18 protein-coding genes are annotated in these 24,961 nt (G+C 43.1%); 9 read left to right on the plus strand and 9 right to left on the minus strand.

Translation table 11 applies throughout. The features are described from left to right. Window positions 1-109 precede the first annotated feature (109 nt). Both R7O03_RS15820 and R7O03_RS15825 read left to right on the plus strand, forming a co-directional pair. On the plus strand, window positions 110-1,399 hold the full coding sequence (locus R7O03_RS15820; protein ID WP_025998585.1) for an MATE family efflux transporter: 1,290 nt from the start codon (window positions 110-112) through the stop codon (window positions 1,397-1,399). Between the two features lie 197 nt (window positions 1,400-1,596). Beyond that, window positions 1,597-2,640 carry a polysaccharide lyase family 7 protein gene (locus tag R7O03_RS15825; protein ID WP_318131837.1) on the plus strand — a complete coding sequence of 348 codons (1,044 nt, stop codon included), beginning with the start codon at window positions 1,597-1,599 and terminating at the stop codon, window positions 2,638-2,640. Window positions 2,641-2,868: 228 nt separating this feature from the next. On the opposite strand, the gene R7O03_RS15830 is transcribed toward R7O03_RS15825, so the two are convergent. Then, the gene (locus tag R7O03_RS15830) at window positions 2,869-4,614 is read right to left on the minus strand and encodes a hypothetical protein (RefSeq protein WP_213867773.1); all 1,746 of its coding nucleotides are present in this window, start codon (window positions 4,612-4,614) and stop codon (window positions 2,869-2,871) included. Window positions 4,615-5,185: 571 nt separating this feature from the next. Between R7O03_RS15830 and R7O03_RS15835 the strand changes: the two genes are divergently transcribed. After that, window positions 5,186-5,959, plus strand: a complete 774-nt coding sequence (locus R7O03_RS15835) for an oligogalacturonate-specific porin KdgM family protein (protein ID WP_017634227.1) — start codon at window positions 5,186-5,188, stop codon at window positions 5,957-5,959. 76 nt (window positions 5,960-6,035) lie between these two features. After that, window positions 6,036-7,601, plus strand: a complete 1,566-nt coding sequence (locus R7O03_RS15840) for a polysaccharide lyase family 7 protein (protein WP_213867772.1) — start codon at window positions 6,036-6,038, stop codon at window positions 7,599-7,601. A 470-nt stretch (window positions 7,602-8,071) separates the two neighbouring features. Here R7O03_RS15840 and R7O03_RS15845 read toward each other — a convergent pair whose 3' ends face one another. The 3 genes from R7O03_RS15845 to R7O03_RS15855 form a co-directional block, all read right to left on the minus strand. Next, the gene (locus tag R7O03_RS15845) at window positions 8,072-9,823 is read right to left on the minus strand and encodes a polysaccharide lyase family 7 protein (RefSeq protein ID WP_318131838.1); all 1,752 of its coding nucleotides are present in this window, start codon (window positions 9,821-9,823) and stop codon (window positions 8,072-8,074) included. A gap of 322 nt (window positions 9,824-10,145) precedes the next feature. Beyond that, window positions 10,146-12,326, minus strand: coding sequence for a heparinase II/III family protein (locus R7O03_RS15850; protein WP_318131839.1), 2,181 nt, complete (start codon window positions 12,324-12,326; stop codon window positions 10,146-10,148). A 2-nt stretch (window positions 12,327-12,328) separates the two neighbouring features. Beyond that, complete coding sequence (locus R7O03_RS15855; protein ID WP_318131840.1) at window positions 12,329-14,494, minus strand: heparinase II/III family protein; 2,166 nt, start codon at window positions 14,492-14,494, stop codon at window positions 12,329-12,331. A 420-nt stretch (window positions 14,495-14,914) separates the two neighbouring features. On the opposite strand from R7O03_RS15855, the gene R7O03_RS15860 reads away from it, so the two are divergent. The 4 genes from R7O03_RS15860 (at window position 14,915) to R7O03_RS15875 (ending at window position 19,127) form a co-directional block, all read left to right on the plus strand. Then, window positions 14,915-15,250, plus strand: a complete 336-nt coding sequence (locus R7O03_RS15860) for a cupin domain-containing protein (RefSeq protein WP_005450851.1) — start codon at window positions 14,915-14,917, stop codon at window positions 15,248-15,250. Between the two features lie 34 nt (window positions 15,251-15,284). Next, entirely contained in the window at window positions 15,285-16,217 is a 933-nt protein-coding gene (locus tag R7O03_RS15865; RefSeq protein ID WP_005437155.1) for a sugar kinase, read from the plus strand. Between the two features lie 78 nt (window positions 16,218-16,295). Then, window positions 16,296-16,919 carry a bifunctional 4-hydroxy-2-oxoglutarate aldolase/2-dehydro-3-deoxy-phosphogluconate aldolase gene (locus R7O03_RS15870; RefSeq protein WP_005388506.1) on the plus strand — a complete coding sequence of 208 codons (624 nt, stop codon included), beginning with the start codon at window positions 16,296-16,298 and terminating at the stop codon, window positions 16,917-16,919. A gap of 450 nt (window positions 16,920-17,369) precedes the next feature. Continuing rightward, on the plus strand, window positions 17,370-19,127 hold the full coding sequence (locus R7O03_RS15875) for a sodium:solute symporter family protein (RefSeq protein ID WP_005437156.1): 1,758 nt from the start codon (window positions 17,370-17,372) through the stop codon (window positions 19,125-19,127). Between the two features lie 490 nt (window positions 19,128-19,617). Here R7O03_RS15875 and R7O03_RS15880 read toward each other — a convergent pair whose 3' ends face one another. From R7O03_RS15880 to R7O03_RS15895, 4 genes are all read right to left on the minus strand, one after another. Continuing rightward, entirely contained in the window at window positions 19,618-20,514 is an 897-nt protein-coding gene (locus tag R7O03_RS15880; RefSeq protein ID WP_411977479.1) for an NAD(P)-dependent oxidoreductase, read from the minus strand. Between the two features lie 415 nt (window positions 20,515-20,929). Next, entirely contained in the window at window positions 20,930-21,685 is a 756-nt protein-coding gene (locus R7O03_RS15885; RefSeq protein ID WP_017634222.1) for an SDR family NAD(P)-dependent oxidoreductase, read from the minus strand. 608 nt (window positions 21,686-22,293) lie between these two features. Continuing rightward, window positions 22,294-22,767 carry a copper chaperone PCu(A)C gene (locus R7O03_RS15890; protein WP_005375841.1) on the minus strand — a complete coding sequence of 158 codons (474 nt, stop codon included), beginning with the start codon at window positions 22,765-22,767 and terminating at the stop codon, window positions 22,294-22,296. 93 nt (window positions 22,768-22,860) lie between these two features. After that, on the minus strand, window positions 22,861-23,322 hold the full coding sequence (locus R7O03_RS15895; RefSeq protein ID WP_005388493.1) for a hypothetical protein: 462 nt from the start codon (window positions 23,320-23,322) through the stop codon (window positions 22,861-22,863). 439 nt (window positions 23,323-23,761) lie between these two features. On the opposite strand from R7O03_RS15895, the gene R7O03_RS15900 reads away from it, so the two are divergent. Further along, on the plus strand, window positions 23,762-24,811 hold the full coding sequence (locus R7O03_RS15900; protein WP_318131842.1) for a Preprotein translocase subunit SecY: 1,050 nt from the start codon (window positions 23,762-23,764) through the stop codon (window positions 24,809-24,811). A gap of 48 nt (window positions 24,812-24,859) precedes the next feature. Here the strand turns inward: R7O03_RS15900 and R7O03_RS15905 are convergent. After that, window positions 24,860-24,961: integrase core domain-containing protein (locus R7O03_RS15905; RefSeq protein ID WP_213889266.1), on the minus strand; the 102-nt coding region annotated here is incomplete at its 5' end.

The following is a 24,961-nucleotide window of genomic DNA, read 5'->3' on the forward strand; positions in this document are numbered from 1 at the left end:
CTTTAGTTTAAACGTTTAACCTCATTACAAAGGTTTACTAATGTTTTCCCAACCATATATAAAGAAAAACTTATCTCTTGCTTGGCCGCTTGCTCTTAATGCTTTGTTGATGCAATCAATGCTTATGATTGATACGCTGCTTGTTACGCCATTAGGTGAAGTTTCACTTGCTGCTATGGGGATTGCTACAACAATAGTTTCTTTTGTTTTAGGTATCCAAATGGCTCTAGCAAATGGGTCTCAATTGGTACTTAGCCGTGCGGTAGGCTCTGGTCATTATCTATCGTTAAATAAAGGTTTCTGGGCAGCTTTAGTTATCAACGTTCTAGTCGCATCCTTATTCTGGCTGTTGATTACTGTCTTTGATGAAGCGTTAATCAGTAAGTTGACGGATAACGTTGATCTCTATGCGGAGACAAAATGCTACCTTGCAATTGCTAAGTTCATCGTCATATTCAATGCCATTACTCAGGTTATGATTGCGGTGTTCAATGCGCTTGGACGGACCAAAGTTCCATTTAAAGGCTATTTGATTGAATTGCCAGTCAACGTGGCGATGTCTTATGTTCTGATTCACGGCCTGACTAATTTTGAAGGTATTGGCGTTCAAGGCGCCGCGGCGGGTAGTTTGGTTGCTATTAGTATTCGGCTGTTATATTTAACCATGTGCATTAAGCTTGATGATTCTATCATCTTGTCTATTAAGAAGCTTGATGCGTCATTGAAAAGCAATATACATAAGCATTTTAAAGAGATTTTCCCCGTCGCGGCGAACGTCACAATGTTACAAACTGGCGCAACGATATACATGTTGCTGTACTCGCAACTGACCTTAAATGCTTATGTCGCTATGACTATCGTGATGCCTTGGATCAAAGCGGGTACTCAGTTCATTACTGCTTGGGCGCATTCATCGGCAATCACGATTAGCCAAGCAATTGGATCAAGAAAAATGGATGAGCTGCGTAACAATGTCGATATTAGTATTGATATGGCCGTGATGATCTCGTTCGTTTCAGCATTTTTCTTTTTTGCACTTAGTTTCGTTCTTCCTGATTTGTATCCCGACTTAGACCCGAGTACTTACAAAGCGTTATCCGCGATTGCTCCACTTTACATACTGCTACCGATAGTACGTGGCTATAACACCGTTCATGGTCATATTTTGAGAGCGTTAGGTAAAACAACGGAGGTGTTTAAGATTAACTTTACCGGTCAGTGGGTAATCTCAATACCGTTATGTGCTTTGATGATTTTATACTTGGACCTTTCAGTGTTTTGGGTGTTTGCAATCATGCCGTTTGAAGAAATTGTTAAGGCATGGCCATTTAGGCATTTAGCACGTAAGTCTCTGAAAGATTTCGATATTAATAAGGCAGACAAGCTAATGTACGATTGATTCTATGACTATTGGATTAGGTCGAAAATATTCGTAGATGCTATGGACTAAAGAGGAGTATGTCTAGCTTATCATTTTGGGGTTTATCGAGTTTATAAATTGTGATCAATAGAGCACATCATAACTTCTTTCCTCGAATCATTCCGTTGCAAACCTTATTATATGTATGACAATATTACATATAATAAGGTTTGAACATGAAACTCAATCTACTCGTAGCCGCAATGGCTGTTACCTTACCAACTCTTGCTATCGCTTCTGATTTAAATAATGGCGTTGATTATCCAGTCCCTGCCGATAAATTTGATATGCGAAACTGGAAGATCACTATTCCTTCCGATATCAATGAAGACGGAAAAGTGGACGAAATCGAGGGTGTGGCGATGCTGAGTTATTCACACAAAGACTTCTTCTTCTTGAACGAAGAAGGCAACTTGGTGTTTGAAGTGCAGAATAAAGCGGTAACGACAAAAAACTCGAAGAATGCTCGCTCTGAACTACGTGAAATGCCTCGTGGCGCTGACTTTTCTATTCAAACCGATGATTTAGCAAACCATTGGGCTTTATCGAGCCACCCTCAGGCTGCTAAACACAGTCGCGTAGGTGGAACGTTGGAAGCGACCTTGAAAGTGAACCATGTTTCTGAACACGCCAAATTTCCAGAAAAAGGGCCTGCTCATTCTGTTGTTGTCGGTCAAATCCACGCGAAAAAAATTGATGCAAGAATAAAAGAGGGTAAAGGTTATGGACATGGAAATGAACCCATTAAAATCTTCTATAAAAAATTCCCAGAACACAAAATGGGCTCTGTATTTTGGAACTACGAGCGTAACCTAGCGAAGGAAGATCCAAATCGTATTGATATTGCATATCCAGTATGGGGAAATACTTGGGATAACCTTGAAGAACCAGGCCAAGCAGGTATCGCTCTTGGTGAAGAGTTCAGCTACAAGATAGAAGTTCAAGGAACTATGATGAACTTGAGGTTTGAAACAGACCGCCACGAGACAGTGACTTATTCCATAGATCTCAGTAAGGGGATTGATAGTAAGGACTTTGAGCATGGCTACGCAGAAGACATGTTCTATTTTAAAGCAGGAGCTTATGGTCAATGTAGCGTCAGTGAGTCTCACCCTGTGTGGGGTACAGGATGTGCGGGCACCGGTGATTTTTCAGTCGACAAGAAAAACGGTGACTATAACAGCGTGACATTTTCTAAGCTCAAGCTAAATCAAAATTGAAACTAATAGAAAGCTAAGAGCTACTCGATTTCTACTTAAGCCTCATCGATTTGATGAGGCTTTTGTTTTCAGTGGAATTCTTTAAAAGGTAAGAAACAAGATAGAGCAAGCAATCACTGGGACTGGCTTGAATTTAGAGTATTGTGTTGAATTTTGTTCTTCTGAAGAGGTAAAAAAATAAAGCCAGGCTCGAAAGCCTGGCCTAGTATCAAGTGCTACAAAATAACACTAGAGTTGCTTTGAATCGATGTTATCGAAATATGCTTTTGTTGAAGCACCACTTGTGTCCCCTACGTAAATAGTTAGCTGTGATGGTGTATTCGTTGCGTCTAAGCCTGTTTCGGACTGGCTTGGCGCATCAACCGTTTTTCCATTAATAGAAACGTTAATCTCATCACCATCCCAAGCTAGGGACATTGAGTTCCAAGCATCAGTCGTAATAGTGCCTATTTCTACGTCATCTGATCCTGCTTCGGCTTCAACTTTACCACTGCCCGAAATTCTCAATTCGTAGTAACGATCTGAGTTGTTTTTACCTGAGCCAACATTAATGTATGTAGTTTTTTCGTTGTCTGACGGAATGTAAACATCGAATGACACGCTACCGTTTGATGTTGCTCCGTTTGAAAACTCGCGCGTAACGTATGGTTTGTTGGTCGTATCTGTGTCGGATATTAGCAGAGAGTTAGCGCCGCTCTTTGATACGTCATCACTTACTACAGCCACGGACGTCAAGGTGGAGGAGTCATCAGCAACCGTATTGTATTCTTTCCAACTAGAGTTTGCTGAACTGATATTTGTTCCTACTCGGTATGAGTCAAAGTTTTCACTCACGTCTTCTGACGGTTTATCAGGATTAGAACTTCCGTCTGAAATGACAACCGCTTCGCTTGATGCACTGTTGTAAATTGTCGCGAGGTCTAAGCCTGGAATGTAGTTGTCAAAATCCTCTTCTAGAACCAACACTTCAGAGCCCGAATCACTAGAGTAAATCTTCAAGTTGTCTGCATTTAATTCAAAGTTTGTAGTGTTGCCATTATCACCTAGTCTCAGTGATACATAGGTTACAGCGGTGCCATCAGCGACAGGTAACATTTCACCTATTTGTTTACCGTTAACCGAAAAAGAGAAGAAGTTTTCTATCCAACTGACTTCTATCGCGAGGTTTTCACCTAACTCAAACGTGTCGCCTGTTTCCGTCAAGTTTCCACTTGCATCGCGGTATTTGATTTTGCCGTTTTCAAATGCCACTTCGCCATGCAAGTTGGAATTCGAGGTTTTTGCTGCATAAAATGAGATGTAAGCATTGTCACCAGAACCGTCGGCTTCCTGTTCTGTTTCTTCATGATGCTGGTAAGTTAGATCTACAGTTAGTCGGCCTGTTGAAATTTCTGAAACACTCGTTGAATCAGACAGCTTGATTCGTAACTCACCGGTGTCTTCTTCTGTTCCACCTTTATTGGTATCCAAAATTTGTACGACGTTGTTATCGCCAGCGTCATTATTTGCCGCTGCAACTGCATCTTTCACCGCATCGTTTTCTGATTCATCGTTACCGGTGAAGTTTCCGTCATTTGTTCCTGAGATGGTTAACATGCCGTTTGAAACTTCATAAGTCCCTGTTAACTCGGTAGGGTTACCTAGATCGCTCTCGTCATAAAGGTTGAATGTAAGCGTCTCTGTATCTTTATCTTCGGTATAAGTTGAAGTGTAGATTGTGTAAGTACCGAAGTTATCATCATCGTTATAATACTTTTGCGTACCGTCTTCAAAGACATAGACGTTTGGCAGGTCGTGCTCATCATCGGATTTCGCCACAGTGGCTGGTGTTGAAATATCCCACATACCTTGGCTCAACTCAGACTCAGTTTCTGTTGGTGGGGGAGCCGATGGTGCATCCCTTAAATCAGTGTTACATCCGGTTAACAAACCTGTGGAAATAGCAATTGCTGCTGCAATTTTTGTTACTTGCATGGTAGGTACTCACTTCTATGTGTTTTTATTTATGTAATATTGTTAGACAAATAATTTCTGTCATCTAGATGGTTTTATCAATAGAATGATCCGACTCACACTAGATACAATGATTGCTCACTGAAGTGATGAATAAGTCACACAAAATAGTTGAATATCAACATCAATAAGAGCTGAACCTTTATGAGGTTGACAGCTTTCTTTATAGAGGAACAGCAAAAACTAAAGGTGATTTAGCAAGGGAATTTTGATTTCATGTCAAGATTTTTGACTTTAAATCATTGAAGTTATTGTTGTTTATGTTTTTTTAATCTTCTTCTTTATCATATGAAACGAGTTAAAACATTTCTCTGTAAGTGATGTCTACAAAGGTCGTTTTAGAATCAGACATAGCTAACACTTTTGAATATATAATAATACAAATTGTCAGTTGAGGGGCACTTACATGATTAATATCACAGAACTCTCATGATGAATTAACTAGTATTTGTCATACATTAATTCAATAGTGTTGAATCAAATCCAGGGATTTAAGTGGTATCCCAAAAAATATATACAGAGAGATATAATCATGAAAGCAGTTACAACAATGTCCCTATTCGTTGCTTCCACATTAATGGCGGGAGCGGTTTCCGCAGCAACTTTAGACTATCGCGCAGAATATAAGCATGAGAGTGAAACTTATGCCCAACGTATCAAAATTAGTGGTAGTTCTAAAATTAACGATCAGACCAAACTGAACTTTGGTGTTGAACAAAAATTCCATAGTTACGACAACTCGCATTTTTGGGATCAACTCGTTGCTGGTGATTCTGAGTTTGATTGGGGAGTTCGCTACCAAATAAATAAACAATGGTTTATCCAACCAGGGATGCCTATTACTTTTGGTGATGATGACGAAAAAACCACTTATAAACCACAAGTTCGTGTTGGTTACAAATCCTCTTTTGGCTTAAGTACCGCTTTACGTTACCGACACGAATTTCAAGTTTATTCAGATGGTGCAGGTAACAAAACACTAACGGATGGTACTTCGGTAAGCGTTGCTGGGAAAACAGTTGAACAAGGTAAGTGGACACTGACAGGCTCTTACGATATGCGTCAGTTTGATAACGAGTACCTTGATAACGTCAAGCTGAGCTATGAGATCAACTACAACAAAAACTATGACGAAGTGCGTTTATCTGATTGGAAAGATTCTGAGTGGGATGCTGGCTTAATTGTTGGTTACCAAATGGGAGATTTCCGTCCTTACTTTGAATTGTGGAATGTCAAAGGTAAGGACGGTTCAACCACGGATGACCGCCAATTGAGAACACGCCTTGGCCTTAAATACAGCTTTTAACCCGAGTGTTATTGCTTAATTGTTGTTACAGCAAAAGAGCTGTTAATTCATTTTTATATTGTAGGTGTTAGATTACATGAAGCATATTTTCTTCAAAAGCTTGTTAGCTTCTTCTATTTTACTTGCTGTGGGCTGTAATAGTACGGCGACCATGGTAGATCCATTTCCAAACAACCAAGAAACTGGTGCTGATATTCTGACTCCCGTTACGATAACGGCGAGTAGTCATGATGGTAATGTTCCAGAGCAGTTGTTTGACCAAGATATTATGACACGTTGGTCAGCAAATGGTGATGGTGAGTGGGCGATGTTGGATTACGGCTCGGTTTATGAGTTCGACGCAATTCAAGCCTCGTTCAGCAAAGGTAACGAACGCGTCAGCAAATTTGATGTTCAGTTTAGTACAGATGGTGAAAACTGGGTGACGGTTATTGCGGGTGCGCAAAGCTCTGGTCGCGCGCTTGGCTTAGAGCGCTTCCAGTTTGAGCCTGCAGTAAAAGCACGCTATGTTCGTTACGTTGGCCACGGTAATAGCAAAAACCAATGGAACTCAGTTACTGAGTTAGCTGCAGTTAATTGCGGAATTAATGCCTGTCCGGCAAGTCACATCATTACTGATGACGTTGTTAACGCTGAAGCGGCTATGATTGCGCAAATGAAAGCGGAGCAAAAGGCACAAAAGGATTTACTCAAAAAGAATCGTAAAGGCGACTTTGGAGCACCAATCGTCCGTCCTTGTGAAACGACTGTGACGTGTGATCTTTCTAAAGCGATGCCTTACCCTACGTTACCGAAAGAGCCACTCGCTACAAATGCACCGGGTGAAAACTTTGACTTAACACGTTGGAAACTGACGACACCTTTCGACCATGACAAAGATGGTCGTGCTGATGATATTGATGAGTGGGACTTGGCTAACGGCTTCCAACACTCTGATATATTCTACACAGCAGATGATGGCGGAATGGTATTCAAGAGCTATGTGAAAGGCGCTCGAACTTCTGAAAACACTAAATACGCGCGAACTGAGTTACGTACCATGCTTCGTGCTGGTGATAAGTCTTACAGCACAAAGGGTGTAAATCCTAATAACTGGGTATTCAGTTCTGCACCAGTTGAAGATCAAAAAGAAGCGGGTGGTGTAGACGGTACGCTTGAAGCTACTCTGAAGATTGACCACGCAACCACAACGGGTCAGTCGCATGAAGTTGGCCGCTTTATTATCGGCCAGATTCATGACAAAGATGATGAGCCAATTCGTCTTTATTATCGTAAGCTACCAGACCAACCAACAGGTACAGTTTACTTTGCTCACGAAAAAACCAAAACTGGAACAGAGGATTACTACAGCTTAGTGGGTGATATGACTGGTGAAATCGGTGACGATGGCATCGCGCTAGGTGAAAAATTCAGCTACATCATTGATGTGAAAGGCAACACAATGACAGTTACGGTAAAACGTGATGGTAAAGATGATGTTGTTCAAGTCGTAGATATGAGTGACAGTGGCTATGACGAAGGTGGCAGGTATATGTACTTTAAAGCCGGTGTCTATAACCAGAATATGTACGGTAATCCAGATGATTACGCACAAGCTACTTTCTATAAATTAAAACAATCTTTTGGTAAGTACCAAGGCTAGTTCTATCACTTATAGTTGATTGAAGTCCTTTGCCCTCAGCTTTGTAGCTGAGGGCTTTTTTTCTATAGAAGAATAAAACAGCTCAAATATTATTTTAATTGACATAGATAAATTAATTTAAAAATTTATCACCATAGATAGGTAATAATTATTGATTGCTTTTATCTTCTGACAATGTTTATTTTTAAGTGCGAATGTATATTAGAGTAGTTTAATTGGTTAAATTTAAAATAGCTCAGCGTTAGGGTAGATAAATATCTCATGAAACTATAGAAGCTGTTTTTAAGCTGCCTAAGTGGAGGTTGACTTATATATTTATCGTAGAAGGAAACACTATGCGTGAAGCGAGTTGAATTGTGGTGTTCTAAAAGAAGAGGCCACGAGAAAATAAATTTCCCGTGGCGGCGGTATGAGCTTTGTTCGTTGCTTTAGAGCAAAGTAGCAAGCCTATTGCTAAGAGATTGAAATGACTATTGATGAAGAGTGCTCAAAGCACTAAAGCTCACATCAAAGATTTCTCCTCGATATGCATTATCAGGTTTAAACTGAGGGTAAATTCCGGCTTTGAAGTAAAACGCAATATCAGGCGACGCCCATCTTTCAGTCAGAGTATAGGACTTGTTGTTAGCGGTGTCTGAGTATGCTTCTCCCCACTTCAGTGTGTGCGAGACCATATTACTGCCATCTGCATCGTAGGAGGCTAAAAACAGTCCTTTCTTATCGGCACGGATCGTATATTGCCAGTCTTCGTTTACCGCGTAGGTACCAAGCTTAACGCTGAATGCGTTGCAATCAGTACAGTCTTTGTTGTTATCAAGTTTGTAGTTATCGTTCAGAATAACTCTGACTGGCTTATTGTCACCTTCCCAAAGTAGCTTCACGAGTGCTTGGCTGATTTTCCAACCATGTATCTGGCCTACCACGACTTTTGGTAATTGACCGTCGATTTTAGGGTATTCGTTAATTCTTAGTGTTGCGTTTAGCGTATGCGAAGTTGCACCGGTACGACTATCTTCAATATACCAACTTGTCTCTTCATCGCTGGTGCTGCAATCCGGGGAGTTAGTACTGATGTAGAGCTCTCGCAATTCTGAACGGATGTAACTGGAGTTGGCCGTTGACGTGCCGTAACCCATATCGGCGCGGAAATGCATGCTACCGTCAATAACATTGAAGTATGATAAATCAATCTCGCGTTGGTAAACGCTCTCTTCGTTAGACAGAGGATCTTTACTTGAATTACAACGCTCAGGCTCTAATTCAGCCGCGCTGTCACCGCCAAAACCATACCAATCATTTTTGCTTGTAGGAATGGTTAATTTCCAATCGTCAATATTCCAAGCTATTGAATCAGTATGGTCAGTTTTGGTTAGTCCTAACTGCTTAAATTGTACCTTTGCTTCACCGTTTTCAAACTGGTTGTAAACTCCGGCTTTAAAGTAGCTCAGGAGGTGCTGCCAGTAGGATACATCTACATTTACCTTTTGCTCATCGTTCACTTTAATGGTTAATGTGTTTTCTCCGATTTTTACTTCGAATCGCGTGAATGCGTTGAGATCGGCTTTTCCTAAATCATAACGATCGTATGATGTTGCATAACAATCTGATGCGCTAGAAGGTAGACTGCAATCTATGGCATTGTTCTTTACTACCGCCCAGTAATGACCAGTGATACTGTTTCGTTCTTGTTCCCAAACGATTCGTAACAAAGGGTGTGGGATAGCACCTGTACCAGAAGTATCTGTGCCTTTGTTATGAATTTGCAGGAAAGTGACTTCATCATGGTTTGCAGGGGAGCTAGCAATTGCAAGGTTAATCTCTGGTAATCGAACATCTGCATACAAAGTTCTAGAGACGCCTTGTTCTGAAATGTTGAAGTTTTCTCGCTCACGAACTTCTGAGCGCATTTTGTAGTTCGACATTTTAAAGACAAGGTAATTGGAATCCTTTTCTGCGTAAAAGTGGTCACTCTTATAATCCGAGAATGCTCCATTTTTGACGTCACTGGTTTTATTTCCCTCCTTCCCATTGGGATCTGATACTTGTAAATCTGAATTACTCAATATGTTTTGAAATTTTGCTATTGAGTATGGTGCTACATGCTCTTGGTGTGGAATATTTGGTTTATCATCTTGGCTTGTAGGGGAGGTATTTCCTCCACACCCTATTAATCCAAGCCCAGAGAAGCTTATTAGAAGCAATTTAGTTGATTTTATAAACACAGTAGTACGTCTCTTACACTATTTAATATTTGTAATACAATATCATTTTAGTGTTGTTGGGGAGTAGTTTAGTCATAAGTTAAATAGTAAAAGTGTTAATTAAATCTCAGAAGAGTTCTATATCTATAAGTGGTGTCTTTGATAAGGCGTAAGGTTAAGTTATGTCTGTTTTTCCTAAGAGTTATTAACGGTTTTACTATGATTAAACGCTAATTGATAAGCTCATGTAGAGTCATGTAAACAATCAAAAAAAGCCGAACATGACGTCCGGCTTTGAATTAGTTCCCGATTTTTACATTAATTTTTAGTGACTAGCTAAAGATTAAATTTGTGCGAATGCGCCTTCCCAAGTGTAAGCCACACCGTCGAATTCAACGCGATGTGCAGCGTTTTGCTTGTCTTCATCTAAGTTGCAAATAGCGAACAGATAAGCGTTGCCTGTTGTGGTTTGCAGACGAATCACAGTACCCACTTCGTTGTTGCCAACGACGGTTACTGACTCAACTAGGCCACGAGCGCCAACCGATGCTTCGATAGACTCGTTGAAGTAACCGTGTGTTTCTAGCACTGAGGCAAACACGTGGTTCTGACCTGATTGACGTAGGATAAGTGCTGGTTCGCTCTTCAAGTTGAAGTCTGGATCATTTGCGCCTGTGCGGGTGAAGAACACTTTGCTGCCGTTTGTTGCGCTTGTGATTAGCGAGTAGTAGCTGTTGTCGTGCAACCAGCTTACAAGTGAGCTGCCTTGAACTTGGCCTGAACCCACATTCCATAGATGTTGGTAGCCGTTGTCTTCGCCCATTGGGCGTAGCGTGATTTCTACATCGTATTCAAAATCCGTACGGATGATTTGACCAGAGTAGTGCACTGGCAGGTCGTATTGGTGCTCTTGATCTGCTTCGATGCGGTAAACATCAATCACAAGTGGTTTTTCGAATTCTGGCAATTCAGCAAGAATGATGCTGCGCTGCATGTCTACACCGTTGTAGTAACCAGAAATACGACCGCTCATGCCTTGCAGCTTTTCATCATCAGCTTTGAAGAAGTGCTTAGAACCGAACTTGGTTTCTGCTAGCGCTGTGTCGAAGTTATTTTGCGTCTTTTGGTCAACCGTTACTGTGTTGTGCGCCACCGTCTGCTTACAGTAAGACTTGTTCTCTGGGATGTAACGACCGCCAAATTTAGGCTCAACGTTTACCCAGCGACCAAAGCCGTAATCGTGCAGCACTTCATGACCGCGGTTAAACACGCTCAGGTGCAGACCATCATAGTGACCGTGGTCTAGCGCTGAGTGGTACTGGTGATCGCTGCCGTGTTGACCAAACCAGATAAGCGCCATTGTATCTGCGGTATTGGGGTCGTCGTCTTGCTCGTCACGGTGACGAAGAATGCTTACGCCGCCTTTTTCGCCTTTTGGGCCGTCCGTTACGAATAGGCTACCCCAGTTGAATGGTTTGATGTTGTCTGTTGCTGCAACCGCGTCAGACAATGTTTTACCTGAGATATGAACCCAAACGTCTTGCTGGTGGTCTGCCATGCCAAGTAGCGTTTCAGACTGCTCGTAACGGTGGAAACATACTGATGTAGCCATGATTACGCCTTCATCATTGATCGAAATCGTCTTCGATGAATCGTTCAGTGCTGGCAAAGTACCATCTGGGAATGCCGTCTTAAATACTGCGTAAGACGTAGTCTTGATGACTGAATCGTTGAACTCGTAAATACCAAGCTCAGGCTGACGACGTTCAATCGCTTCTGCGAATAAGTAGATTGGACGTAGCGAGAAACGGTGGTAGTAAGGACCTTCCATGTAGTAGCCGTCTGGCGAGAACAGTTGGTCTAGCTGAGCTAGGAAGCCGCCGCTGACTTTGTCCAGTTTCAAGCCGTAAAGCGCTTTGTCTACCGCATCTTGATCGTTGATTGCGTAACCACAGATACCCACTGCTGCTACTGCCCACAGGCCGTGGTTGTGTACGATGTCGAAGTCGTGACCGTAAGTGATTACGAACAGCTCAATCATGTGTTTGAACAGGTCGTTTTCAATCAGTGTTTTTTGCTCTTCTTCCAACGTGTGGTAAATGCAGCTGTACGCGCAAGATGCGTATAGCATCCACATGTTCTCGTTCAAAGTTTGGTGGAAGATCTTACCCGGAGGGTTAGAGTCACGGCTGGTGTTGCTTTCGAGCTGAGGGTAAATCTTCGCGTAAGCCGTTAGCATGTCCACGATGTAATCGCGGTACTTCTGTTCGCCAGTGATAAGGAATAGGCGACCTGCTAGATCAATGTGGATGTAGTTTTGCTTGTGGCGGTTGTGCTCGTAACCGCCGCCTTCGCCGTGACCTGGAACTTCAATGCCCACCTCGGCCATGTAAGCGTCAGTTTTTTTGATGTCACGTGCTAGTGCATTTCCTAATAGGCTATCCGTGCCAAGTGCTTTGCTTAGTTCTGCCGCTTCTTCAAAGTTCATTAATAGCGGTTGGTAAGACTGGGTTTGGTAGCTCATTATTATTTCTCCTGCCCGAATGCGTTCACTTCTAGAGAGTAGAAGCCATTCCAGCTGTAGGTTCTACCGTTCATTTCTACTTGGTGTGGGGTTTGATCGTCAGCGCCGAGCACATTGCTGATCATCACAGTAATCAGTGATTTTTCAGTCGTGATTTCTACGATGCTGCCAACGGCGTTGTAACCCACGACGCGGATATATTTCACCTGACCACGTGCATTCACCGATTGCTCAAACTCTTCATTGAAGTAGCCGTGTGTTTCTAGCACAGAAGCAAATAGTGTCGATTCGCCCTTGCTGCGCAGAATGAATGCCGGTTCGCTACGTAGGTTAAAGCTTGGGTCATTGGCGCCAGTACGAGTGAAGATTACTTCATTCTCGCCGTTTCGTTTCGCGCTGCTGCTTGTGCCTAACCAAGTGTAGTAGGTGTTGCTTTGTAGCCAGCTAACCAGCGCCGTATCTTGCACTTTGCCGCTTGCTACTTTCCAAAGGTGTTGGTAACCGAAGTCTTCGCCAAGCGTGTTCAGTTCACCAAAGCTTTGGTAATCAAAGTTAGTACGTACGATTTGACCATCGTATTGATGAGAGTAGTCGTACTGATGTTCGCCTTCACCTTCAATGCGGTAAAGGTCTAGCAATAGCGGTGCTTCAAGCTCATCGAGGTTAAGCATGAACACACTACGCTGCATGTCTGTATTCGGGTAATGGTCGTTCGCAAACGCACTCATACCGTTGATTTCAGTGTCTTCTACTTTGAAGAAGTGAGGCAAACCATGCACCGAGTCAGCGCGGTCTGCATCGAAACCATTCTGACATTGCTCATCAATCGTTACCGCGTTGTGCGCGATGGTTTGACGTGCGTACGATTTGTTTTCGTCTAGGTAACGACCGCCGAATTTAGGCTCAACGTTTACCCAGCGACAGAAGCCGTATTCACGCAGTACTTCTTGACCACGGTTGAAGAAGGTAATGCCAAGCGTATCGAAGTTACCATGTCCCATGCCGTGTTGACCGTAGTTCATTACAAGCTGTGACACATCACCGGTTTTATCCTGCATACGGATAAAGCCTTGTGCTCCGTTGTTACCAGTTGGACCTTCGTTGAGCTCCACACTTGGCCAGAAAGGCATGCCGATTTCACGGTCTGCGATGGCTTTATCGTAGGCTTGAGAAAGCTCAAGACCACAAGGGTGCATCCAAACGGCGTTTTGAATCTTCGCCATGCCTAGGATGTTGTCATCCATACCGTAATGTTTGCTGTAAACGCTCACTGCAACTTGAACGCCCATGTCGGTAATGCTCATGGTACGAGACGCGTCGTTTAGGGCAGGGAACTCACCGTTCGGGTAAGCCGTTGCCAGCATCGCTTGTACTGTGTTGCCAATCACTTTGTCTTTGTAGTTGTAGATGTCTACTTCAGGCATGTGACGGTGTACTACTTCTGCAAATACACAAGTTGGACGAATCGCATAACGATGGTAGTACGGACCTTCCATGTAGTAACCAGAAGGGGCGAACAGTTGCGAGATTTGCGCTAGGAAGCCACCGGTATCATCACGGTCTTGACCGTATACCGACATCTCTAGATATTCAGGTTTGCCAATAGCTAGACCACAAATACCAACAGCCGCAACTGCCCAGATACCGTGGTTGTGAATACGGTCGAAATCGTGCGCGTATTTCACTGTGAACATGTCTAGCATTGGTTCGAAAATGCGCTCAACAACGGCTGTGCGCTCTTCTTCTGTCATCACTGATGCCACGCAAGAGTAAGCAAGGCTAGTAAACATTAACCAACAGTGTTCATTAAGGATCTGGTGGAAAAGACGACCTGTTGGGTTAGTGTTTTTCTGTACGTGGAAATCAAAAGTTAGGTACTTCTCTGCATAGATAGCGAGAAGATCTTTAACGAACTGCGCGTACTTTTCTTCTTGAGTGATCAAGAACAAACGACCCGCTAAGTTCATGTAGGTATAGTTTTGTTTGTGGCGGTTGTGCTCGTAGCCACCCGCTTCGCCGTGACCTGGTACGTCTAGAGGCAGACGCATGAAGGCTTCAAGTTCCTTGCGATTCGCTTCAATGGATTTGCCCATTAAGCTCGGCTTTCCGACTTCCTTTCTTAGTAGTTCGACTTCTGCTTCAGTCAACAAAATCGGTTGTGTAGTCATTTCTTTACCACCCTCAGATGAAGTGTGTTGTTTTCTTAAACTTCCTATAAAGTAATACAATATTAAGTTTGGGTGTAGTTTTTGTGGCAAAAAGAGAGAGTGAAATCACGCGAATTTAGCTAACTTATTGATTTATATTGTTGTGGCAACCCTTGTTGTGACTGATGTTTCGGCGTTATCAATCGTTAAGTGGAATGCTTTAGCGAGTGCCGTTTGATGAATATCACATATTTTTAGATATATTGTATGACAATTAAAGTAGATCGGATATGCTCGTTACCAATTCGACAGCAGACCCTTTCGCTTCGCGTTTCACTTTTATCAATACGACGCTTTTTTAAGAGAACCTTTTAATAAAGCATGTTTAAGAATGAAGTGCCGTAGGGTTCGCTTTAATAGAGACTTTTTAGGAGTATGACGATGAATTCTTTCTTTGTATTAGATGAGAACCCGTGGGAAGAGCTAGGCGGCGGTATCAAACGTAAAATTGTTGCTTACACAGATGACCTAATGGCGGTTCACCTATGTTTCGACAAAGGCGCGATTGGCGCTCCGCATACTCACGAAATCCACGATCAAATCGGTTACGTAGTACGTGGCAGCTTTGAAGCAGAAATCGAAGGCGAGAAGAAAGTACTAAAAGAAGGCGACGCATACTTTGCTCGTAAGCACATGATGCACGGCGCGGTTGCACTAGAGCAAGACAGCATTCTTCTAGACATCTTCAACCCAGCTCGTGAAGACTTCTTAAAATAATCTATAGCGCAACCTCAGTTGCTAAGGTGACAACATGAAATCATTAAACATCGCGGTCATTGGCGAATGTATGGTTGAGCTACAGAAAAAGGAAGGTCAGCTAAAGCAGTCATTCGGTGGTGATACGTTGAATACCGCACTGTATTTATCTCGTTTGACCAAAGCTCACGATATCAAAACCAGCTATGTAACGGCTCTGGGTAACGATCCTTTTAGCCAAGAAATGCTATCAGCATGGCAAGAAGAGGGCATCGATACTAGTCTGGTTCTTTCCGTTAAAGAAAAGCAACCAGGTATCTACTACATCGAAACCGATGAAACTGGCGAACGTTACTTCCACTACTGGCGTAACGAAGCGGCCGCTAAGTTCCTATTCGAACAAAACGAGTCTCCGCTATTAGTCGACAAGCTTTACTCGTACGATGCGGTTTACTTGAGCGGTATTACATTAGCGATCCTTACTGAAGAAGGTAAGACACAACTGTTTGGCTTCCTTGAGCGCTTCAAGGCACAAGGTGGTAAGGTTATTTTCGATAACAACTACCGTCCTAAATTGTGGGAAAGCCGCGAGAATGCCATGTCTTGGTACCTGAAGATCCTTAAGCACACAGATATCGCACTGCTCACATTTGAAGATGAGCAAATGCTTTACGGTGACGAGCATCTAGAACAGTGCATCGAGAGAACTTCTGCACTGGGCGTGGATGAAATCATCATCAAACGTGGTAGCAAAGATTGCTTGGTTGTCGCGAATGGCGAAGCGCAATACGTGGCGCCAAACAAAGTCGACAACGTGATTGATACAACAGCGGCTGGCGATTCTTTCAGTGCAGGCTTCTTGGCGAAGCGTTTGACTGGCGGCAATGCAGCTGAATCGGCTTACTCTGGTCACTGTATGGCTGGCGCGGTAATTCAACATAAAGGTGCCATCATTCCACGTGAAGTGATGCCAGATCTTCCTTTGTAATTCTTTTGCGGAGCGTTGAGTAATCGGCGCTCCGCAGTGATTTATTGAACTCAAGTTAACGACGACGAGTACACTTTTATGACGACATTAAACGAACAATTAGCAAACCTAAAAGTAATTCCTGTTATTGCCATCAACAAAGCAGAAGATGCGATCCCTCTAGGTCGCACTTTGGTTGAAAACGGTATGCCTTGCGCTGAAATCACGTTCCGCACAGAGTGTGCTGCAGAAGCGATTCGTGCGATGCGCGCTGAGTTCCCAGAGATGCTGATCGGTGCTGGTACGATCCTAACTAACGAGCAAGTTGACCAAGCGATCGAAGCTGGTGTGGACTTTATCGTAAGTCCTGGCTTTAACCCTCGCACGGTTCAATACTGCCTAGACAAAGGCGTGGCTATCGTACCTGGCGTAAACAACCCAAGTCTTGTTGAGCAAGCGATGGAAATGGGTCTGCGTACACTTAAGTTCTTCCCTGCTGAGCCATCTGGCGGCGTTGGTATGCTTAAAGCATTAACGGCGGTTTACCCAGTGAAATTCATGCCAACAGGTGGCGTGAGCCTAGGTAACGTAGACGAGTACTTGTCTATCCCTTCAGTACTGGCATGTGGCGGTACTTGGATGGTGCCAACAAAGCTTATCGATGAAGGTAAGTGGGATGAACTAGGTACACTGGTTCGCGACGCAGTAGCTCACGTAGCATAAGTGTCGTAACACCCCGATAAAACTAGCGAAAGAATGAAAAGCGAGCCTCAGTGCTCGCTTTTTTGTGTTTGAAAGTTTGAAAGAGGCGAGAGTTAAGAATCGCATTCATATAAATCCTACTTTCTATCAAATTTTTTCGAAACATCTCATTACGTTTCCTTTAAAGAAATGCCGCGCATTTTTGATCTTCAGACAAAGCGCGAAGAAGAAAAATATTCCATACTCTAATAAATTTCAATTAGACAATTTGTATTACAATATATTGAGGTGTTCTGAATGGCAATTATCTCCTAGAAAGCCATTGGTCTAAGAAAGTAAGGGGTTTGACGTATTTTTTTCGTTGAATAACTTATGCTTTAGATCACAATTAAAACTTATTGTAGTACAAATAGAGTTGTGAGGAGAGTAGTCTAGACGTTAGAAAATGATCAAACTTGAAAGGCTGAAAAAATGACTATTGATACTCTTGTTGTTCTTGCCTACTTCTTCTTCTTAGTTGCAATTGGTTGGATGTTCCGTAAGTTCACTACCTCGACCAGTGACTACTTCCGAGGGGGCGGTAAGATGTTATGGTGGATGGTAGGTGCTACCGCCTTCATGACGCAATTTTCAGCATGGACGTTTACAGGTGCCGCAGGACGCGCGTTCAACGACGGTTTCGTTGTTGTAATCCTATTCTTAGCCAACGCATTTGGCTACTTTATGAACTACCTCTATTTTGCTCCAAAGTTCCGCCAACTACGTGTAGTGACGGCGATTGAAGCAATTCGTCAACGTTTTGGTAAGACTTCAGAGCAGTTCTTCACTTGGGCTGGTATGCCAGACAGCTTGATCTCAGCCGGTATTTGGTTGAATGGTCTTGCGATTTTCGTGGCAGCGGTCTTCAACATTCCTATGGAAGCGACCATCATCGTTACTGGTTTAGTGCTAATGCTAATGGCGGTAACGGGCGGCTCTTGGGCGGTTGTTGCATCTGACTTTATGCAGATGTTGGTTATCATGGCAGTGACGATCACTTGTGCGGTGGCGGCATACTTCCACGGTGGTGGTATTGGCAACATCGTGTCGAACTTCCACGGCGACTTCATGCTGGGTAACAACCTGAACTACGTCAGTATCTTTATCCTTTGGGTAGTGTTCATCTTTGTTAAACAGTTCGGTGTAATGAACAACAGCATCAACGCTTACCGCTACCTATGTGCAAAAGACAGTGAAAACGCACGTAAAGCAGCAGGTCTTGCATGTGTGCTGATGATTGTCGGTCCTATCATTTGGTTCCTACCACCTTGGTACGTTGCGGCATTTATGCCTGATTTCGCAGAGCAATACGGCTCAGTAGGTGGTGATGCAGCTTACCTAGCATTCGTACAAAACGTAATGCCAGCAGGTATGGTGGGTCTTCTGATGTCAGCAATGTTTGCGGCGACTATGTCTTCAATGGATTCTGGCCTAAACCGTAACGCGGGCATCTTTGTGATGAACTTCTACAGCCCGATTGTACGCCCACAAGCGTCACAAAAAGAGCTGGTTATCGTGAGTAAAGCAACGACTATCGTGATGGGCTTCATCATCATTGGTATCGGTCTATTCATTAACTCGCTACGTCACTTGAGTCTGTTCGATATCGTACTGAACGTGGGCGCATTGATTGGTTTCCCAATGTTGATTCCTGTACTACTTGGTATGTGGATTCGTAAGACGCCGGACTGGGCTGGTTGGGCAACACTGGTTGTTGGTGGCTTTGTTTCTTACATCTTCGGTATCTCATTACAAGCAGAAGACGTAGAGCGCCTATTTGGTCTAGAACAAGCGTTTACAGGACGTGAATGGGCAGACCTGAAAGTTGGCTTGAGCTTAGCGGCACACGTTGTCTTTACTGGTGGCTTCTTCCTACTGACAACACGTTTCTACAAAGGTCTATCACCTGAACGTGAGAAAGAAGTGGCTCAATTGTTCGAGAACTGGAATACGCCACTTGTGGCTGACAGCGAAGAGCAGCAGAACCTAGATACAAAACAGCGCGGCATGCTTGGTAAGCTTATCAGCGTAGCGGGCTTCGGTATCCTAGCTATGGCTCTAATTCCAAATGAACCATCTGGTCGACTACTGTTTATCTTGTGTGGTGCGATTGTTCTCTCGGTGGGTGTTCTATTGGTGAACGCAGCCCGAGGGCCTAAAAGCCCAAAGTTAGCTAACGCGAAAAGCTAACCAAAGTTAAAGACTCTCAATGAAAAATCCCGCGGTGTTAAAGCCGTGGGATTTTTTGATCAAGCTGACTGAGAAAGCGTGGCGCATCGTTTGTTGTTATTCGTTGTATTGGGGAACTCCCAATAAGGTGCGACTATATTCACATTAGAGTCGTCAGCCTAAAGCGAAAAAGCAATCTAACTTTCTTTGCATGCCGTGTTTACACTTTACACCCCAAACCTGATGCTTTGTCTATTTAAATAAATATGTGTGCCTTCTTAGCAAAGAAAAAGCATTAAATCAGACGTAGCTTTAATGAGGCGTACGCCAGAAATAGGAGAGAGGTTTTGAAGTGTGAGTGGAAAATATATAAGAGAATTGGAAGAGGCTGCCCTGCAAAACTTTAAAGGAGTGGCTAGGGTATCAAGGAGTGATGAGCGTCTGGGGAAGAGGAAAAACAAAAAAGCCCAGCCACATTGGTTGCTGGGCTTATAGTTGCAACTGAGTGTGACTAAGCTTCTAGCTCTGCAAAGTAGTCGAAGATGACTGGAACGTCATTTTGACCAAGGCCTTTATCAACTGCCGCTTGTAGACTCTTAGAAGTGCCCTCTGCAATTAGGGAAGTTGTACCAAGCTCTTCGCATAGAGCAAGGAAGTAACCGAGGTCTTTGTTTGCGTTTGCGACAGAGAAGCCTAGTTTTTCTTCGCCATCTACGGCGTAAAACTTACAGAATTGCATAAATGGTGAGTTTGATGGTCCTGCAGACATGATGTCGAATAATTGTTGACCATCAACACCAGCACGTTTAGCAACAGCAAATGCCTGAGACATGGTTGCTACGGTTGTCATACCCATAAAGTTATTCACAAGCTTAGTTACGTGACCAGAGCCTAGTGCGCCAAGGTGGAATACGTTTTCACCTTGAGCGTCCAGTACTGGCTTAACCTTATTGAATGTTTCGACGTCGCCTGCGGCCATGATGTTTAGTAAACCATCTTTTGCGTGGGCAGGTGTACGACCTAGAGGCGCATCAATCATACCAGCCCCTTTCTTAGCGAGGTCAGCGCCAATCTTCTTCGTTGAAGCTGGAATAGATGTACCGAAGTCGATGAGTGTTTTACCTTCTGACATGCCAGCTAGAACACCAGTGTCTCCGTAAACAACTTTTTCGACAACTTCAGATGTTGTTAGGCACAGCATCACGATATCACTTTTCTCTGCTAGTTCTTTACCTGAAGAAGCTTCAGAAGCGTTTCCACGAGCTAGTACTGCGTCAACAGCATCTTTATTGAGGTCCATTACAGCAACTTCGTAACCACGTTTCTGTAGGTTTTCAACCATGTTTCCGCCCATCAAGCCTAGGCCGATGAAACCAATGATAGGTTTAGTCATTTTAACTCCAAAAATACTATTGTATGATTATATTGCTTGTTAGTAATCATAATGACTATTGTGGCTTTTGCAATTGAAAATTATGAGCATAGCGGGCTTGCGATGAATTTTTTCTAAAAGTGAGATGTAAGTAAGGTTTGTGAGGGTTTTATTCATCAGCGTATATAAGAAAAGCGGATTCATCACGCTTCCATTTTATCGTGAACAAAGCCTTTAGGGGGCTTAAATAATGTAAAAATAAAATTTATTGTAATACAAGTGATTTTGTTTCAGCTAGAGGAATACTGTCCATACTAAAAAATGGGTGAAACGTTACAGATGGGGTTAAAGGAGAGGTGGTATAAGGATAAGCCGCAGTACAAACATACTGCGGCCGTTATCAAATCAGTACTAAAGCGCACTTACTGATAGGTAAAAAGACTTATTGGTACTAAATGCCTAAAGCTTGACCACCACCAATTTGCAGTGTTTCTGCGGTAATGAATGATGCATCTTTACTTACCAGAAAAGAGATAGCAGAGGCGACTTCCTCTGGCTGGCCTAGGCGTCCAAGCATAATACTGTCTGCCCAAGAAGCAAATACTTCAGGCTTGGTTGCTTTGATTTGAGCATGGAATGGTGTATCGATAGTGCCAGGAGATACTGCATTGACTCGAATTCCTGCCGGAGCTAACTCTTTAGCTAAAGCGCGAGTTAATGTATGAACGGCGGCTTTTGATGTACCGTAAATACCTGCACCTGGACCACCTGCATTCCAAGCAGCGTTTGAAGTGAAGTTGATAATTGATGCGTTATCAGACTTTTTTAGAAATGGAATCGCTGCGCGTGATACGAAGAATGCACTATCGAGGTTTAAAGCCATGACTTTACGGAAAAAAGCAGTTTCCATACCTTCAATAGGACTACGACCACCAAGACCACCTGCGTTATTAACGACAACATCGATTTTGCCGTATTTTTCACCAATAGCATTGATGTTTTCATCGACGGCATGTTCATCTGTAACGTCAAAACCGTAGTATTCAGCCTCAATCCCTGCGTTATGTAGTTTGGAGACACACTCCGAACCTTTTTCATCTTCAATGCCGTTTAGAATGACCGTGTATCCATCCTGACCAAGACGCTTTGCCACTTGGAAGCCGATACCGCCAGTAGCACCAGAAATAAATGCAATTTTAGTAGACATAATGGTGTTCTCTCATGTTTGTAGAGTTGGAAAGGATTTTTCATTTAACATAGGGTATTATTGTAATACAAATGGTTTTAATAAACAGAGAAACACCAACAATGAGAAGTCGATCACGTACTTTTTTGAGATGCTGACTCATCCAGTGGCATATATCGACTTTTACGGTCGTGCATGATTTGTATCTAGTCAGGAGAATCGGGATATATAAACAATTGAGCATATAGCTGCCGGCTTAGCTCGTTGGGCTGAGGTTTGTTTCAAGTAGAAAGAAAGCTGATTAACAGTGGGTCTTTGTTGCCAAACTTATGATTTCATTTAGGCTTGCCAAGTGATGGTTGGAGAACTTTGTCGAGAGGTTGAGTTTTAAGCGGGTAGGGAACCTTTTTAGGATCTTAAGTCTTTCAAGGTCATTCTGAATAGTGAGGGACGAGCGTGATTTAGAATCTCTTGCCCGAGCACGCTGTTATGATATGTGACCCCGTTTCGCCGAGCGTTATTCATCACCATTATTCTGAAGAGTCGAGTTAGGATCTACCGGAATAATGATTTTGACTAAGCTGAGATAAAAATGCCCGCTAAATCAGCGGGCACTTTTGTTTACGTCATTAATGGTGCATGTGTTTTTCCATGTGACCTTGTTTTTCAACCGCCATTTCTACTTCCACTTTACCCGCGTTTTTGAATGTTAACGTCATAGGGAAGCGGTCGCCTTCTTTAAGAGTTTGTGTTGGGTTAAAAATCATTAAATGGAAGCTGCCTGGCTTAAACAACACTGAGTCATTGGCTGGAACGCGCACTTCGTCAATCTTAATCATTTTCATCACACCATCTTCTTTCTTATGCGTGTGAATTTCGACATGCCCTGCGATTGGGCTTTCTGCTGCGATCAATGCATCTTCACTGTCACCGTGGTTGGTTAATTGAAAAAAACCACCGATAACAGGTGCGTTTGGTGGCGCTTCGCGGCTCCATGGATGGTCGATATGAATTTTTCCTGCTTCATAATCGTGCGCTAAACTCAGTGGGCTAGCGATGACAGCAATAAGCGCGATAGCGGCGGTTTTTAATGATTTAAGCATGTGTTTTTCCTTTTGAATTAATAGCTTCTCTGAATGGACAACAAACAGAGTCATCGTTATTTTTGAATAAAGTTGTCAATGATTAGATGCCTGTTAGGCAGGAAAAACACTCGGCGGAGAGTGCTTAGGCGCGATGTGTTTGTAAACGAGCTTATCGCATTTTGAAAAGTGATAAGTCGTCAGTGCATACTTTACTCGGCGCAGCCAATGGATGGTTGTCAGGTAAAGCCCAATCGCAACCAGAAGAAAGAATTGAACAGCTTGAAGAAGCGGACATTCAAACTGAAAGCCGTCGTGTAAGTTAAGATCTTGGATGAGCTTAGAAGAAGATTGAGCGTTAGCCTCAATCAACGTATTGATATCCACCCATTTGAAACCATCTGCGGTACACAGTAAAACCTTTTCACTTTGGACTTTGTTGAGCCAAGTTGTGCTGTGAACTTGTGTAGGGTTAAGAGCGGCTGTGGACGCTAAATACAACTGAAACAACACCGCGATAATAACCGCAATAGCGTGCAAGCGATGGTGTTTGTGCTGTATTAGAGTGTTTTCCATACAATTGAGTGCTTATCTTCTTCGGCGCGGGATACTAACAAATTAACCAAACAATGTAATTATCAGTTTACTAAAAGGTGATGCAAGTGTGCATTATTTGTTTTATTGCCTATTTTTAACGCTTTAATGTTTTGATTCGGCTGACATTCACAACCTCCAATTCAACTTGTCAGTCTTGCCTAGTCGCTTTTGAAGATACCGAATTAATCTCTCTTATATGCCACTGAAGCTTCGGTTAGTGGGTGTCGTGGTGGTGTTTTTACGTGCTAGATTTGGCTGATATCGATTCAAAATGCACACCGAATCTTCACTTGTTTTCCATTAACGGAATTATGACAGTAATTTAATAAAGGATACGGTATTCTGCGCTCCTTTGTATATGCCAGAAACGTCCGTCCTACTTAGTCGGAGGGGCGATTAATCTTAAGAAATTTCTCAAATGAAATACGAACAACAGATTGGATATCGATACCCTAAAGGTCGATTTGCCATGGTGAGTGTATATGCATTCACCGGTGCTGCGATTTTAGCATCGACTATTTTTTCTCTATTGCTGTTTTTGTCGATCGACGAAAACCCGATGATGCAAACCTTATTTGGTGGTTTAGCGATCATTTTTGAAGCGGGTAAATTTTACGCTTGGTATGAATACGGTGAGCGCCGAGCCCATCGCAACTACACAGGAGCAGCAACCGCTCTCGTGTTTTATTTAGTTTTAGCTGCGATTTCCATTGGCGGTAGTATTGGTGGGATTAATAGTGCAACCAATAGTGCACAAAGTCATATTTCGGTAGAGCAGGCGAAAGTGGAAGCGTTTAATCGTCAGATTGCGGCAATCGATAAGCAGATTGAGCTCAACAATATGGCAGCGCAGAAATACATCGAGATGGAGCGTATCGCGACTGGTGTAACTCGCATTCAGGATCAAAACAAAACCTTACGTGAAGAGCAGCAACGCTTGGCTATGGAGCGTGATAGTTTACCGCCGGTGACGCAAGGCTCAGTGATTGGTTTAATTGATAGTCTAGCTAACGCATTTGGTACCACCTCTCAGCAAGCTCAGCTTGGCTTGGTTGTATTTCTTTCGATTCTGTTGGACTTCTTTGCTGCATTTTTTGTTGGCTTGATTGGTGAAGAGCAACGGTTCCGATATTTCTATCGCAGAAATGAGGACATGACATTGAAAACAGTTCGCGATATAGACCCAGCGCCTGCGGGTTATCTTCCTCATATAAAAGAGGAAGAAGAGCAAGAAATACCAGCTGCGCCGGAGCCAGAAGAACCAAAGGAACCGAAAACCTTGTTAGAGCAAGTTAGCGATGCACTTAAAACGCATCAAATTACGTGCACCAAAAAAGCCGTTGCTAAACAGTTTAGGCTGTCTGCGGAAGAGGTAGACAAGGTATTTGAAGAATTGGCAGAGCTCGGTTTAGTGGGGAAAAAAGCCAACCACCATTATCATTGGATAGGTGAAGCAGAAACCGCATAATTGGTTATCTATTAGTGACCCGTCCTGATATGGGTTGACACTTTTTAACTAAAACGCTCGATGTACTTCATCGGGCGTTTTGTATTTTAAAGCCGTATGAGGCCTCATTTGATTATAGATATCTACGGACTCTGCTACCATCGTCCTTGC

This window comes from Vibrio sp. Vb2960, from assembly GCF_033337665.1.
GTDB classification, from domain to species: domain Bacteria; phylum Pseudomonadota; class Gammaproteobacteria; order Enterobacterales; family Vibrionaceae; genus Vibrio; species Vibrio alginolyticus.

Coding starts and splice junctions, on each gene's coding strand:
- R7O03_RS15825 (WP_318131837.1), top strand. CDS start 1,597: ATGAAACTCAATCTACTCGTAGCCGCAATGGCTGTTACCTTACCAACT.
- R7O03_RS15840 (WP_213867772.1), top strand. CDS start 6,036: ATGAAGCATATTTTCTTCAAAAGCTTGTTAGCTTCTTCTATTTTACTT.
- R7O03_RS15835 (WP_017634227.1), top strand. CDS start 5,186: ATGAAAGCAGTTACAACAATGTCCCTATTCGTTGCTTCCACATTAATG.
- R7O03_RS15820 (WP_025998585.1), top strand. CDS start 110: ATGCAATCAATGCTTATGATTGATACGCTGCTTGTTACGCCATTAGGT.
- R7O03_RS15830 (WP_213867773.1), bottom strand. CDS start 4,614: ATGCAAGTAACAAAAATTGCAGCAGCAATTGCTATTTCCACAGGTTTG.
- R7O03_RS15895 (WP_005388493.1), bottom strand. CDS start 23,322: ATGGAAAACACTCTAATACAGCACAAACACCATCGCTTGCACGCTATT.
- R7O03_RS15875 (WP_005437156.1), top strand. CDS start 17,370: ATGACTATTGATACTCTTGTTGTTCTTGCCTACTTCTTCTTCTTAGTT.
- R7O03_RS15855 (WP_318131840.1), bottom strand. CDS start 14,494: ATGACTACACAACCGATTTTGTTGACTGAAGCAGAAGTCGAACTACTA.
- R7O03_RS15885 (WP_017634222.1), bottom strand. CDS start 21,685: ATGTCTACTAAAATTGCATTTATTTCTGGTGCTACTGGCGGTATCGGC.
- R7O03_RS15860 (WP_005450851.1), top strand. CDS start 14,915: ATGAATTCTTTCTTTGTATTAGATGAGAACCCGTGGGAAGAGCTAGGC.
- R7O03_RS15865 (WP_005437155.1), top strand. CDS start 15,285: ATGAAATCATTAAACATCGCGGTCATTGGCGAATGTATGGTTGAGCTA.
- R7O03_RS15900 (WP_318131842.1), top strand. CDS start 23,762: ATGAAATACGAACAACAGATTGGATATCGATACCCTAAAGGTCGATTT.
- R7O03_RS15890 (WP_005375841.1), bottom strand. CDS start 22,767: ATGCTTAAATCATTAAAAACCGCCGCTATCGCGCTTATTGCTGTCATC.
- R7O03_RS15870 (WP_005388506.1), top strand. CDS start 16,296: ATGACGACATTAAACGAACAATTAGCAAACCTAAAAGTAATTCCTGTT.
- R7O03_RS15850 (WP_318131839.1), bottom strand. CDS start 12,326: ATGAGCTACCAAACCCAGTCTTACCAACCGCTATTAATGAACTTTGAA.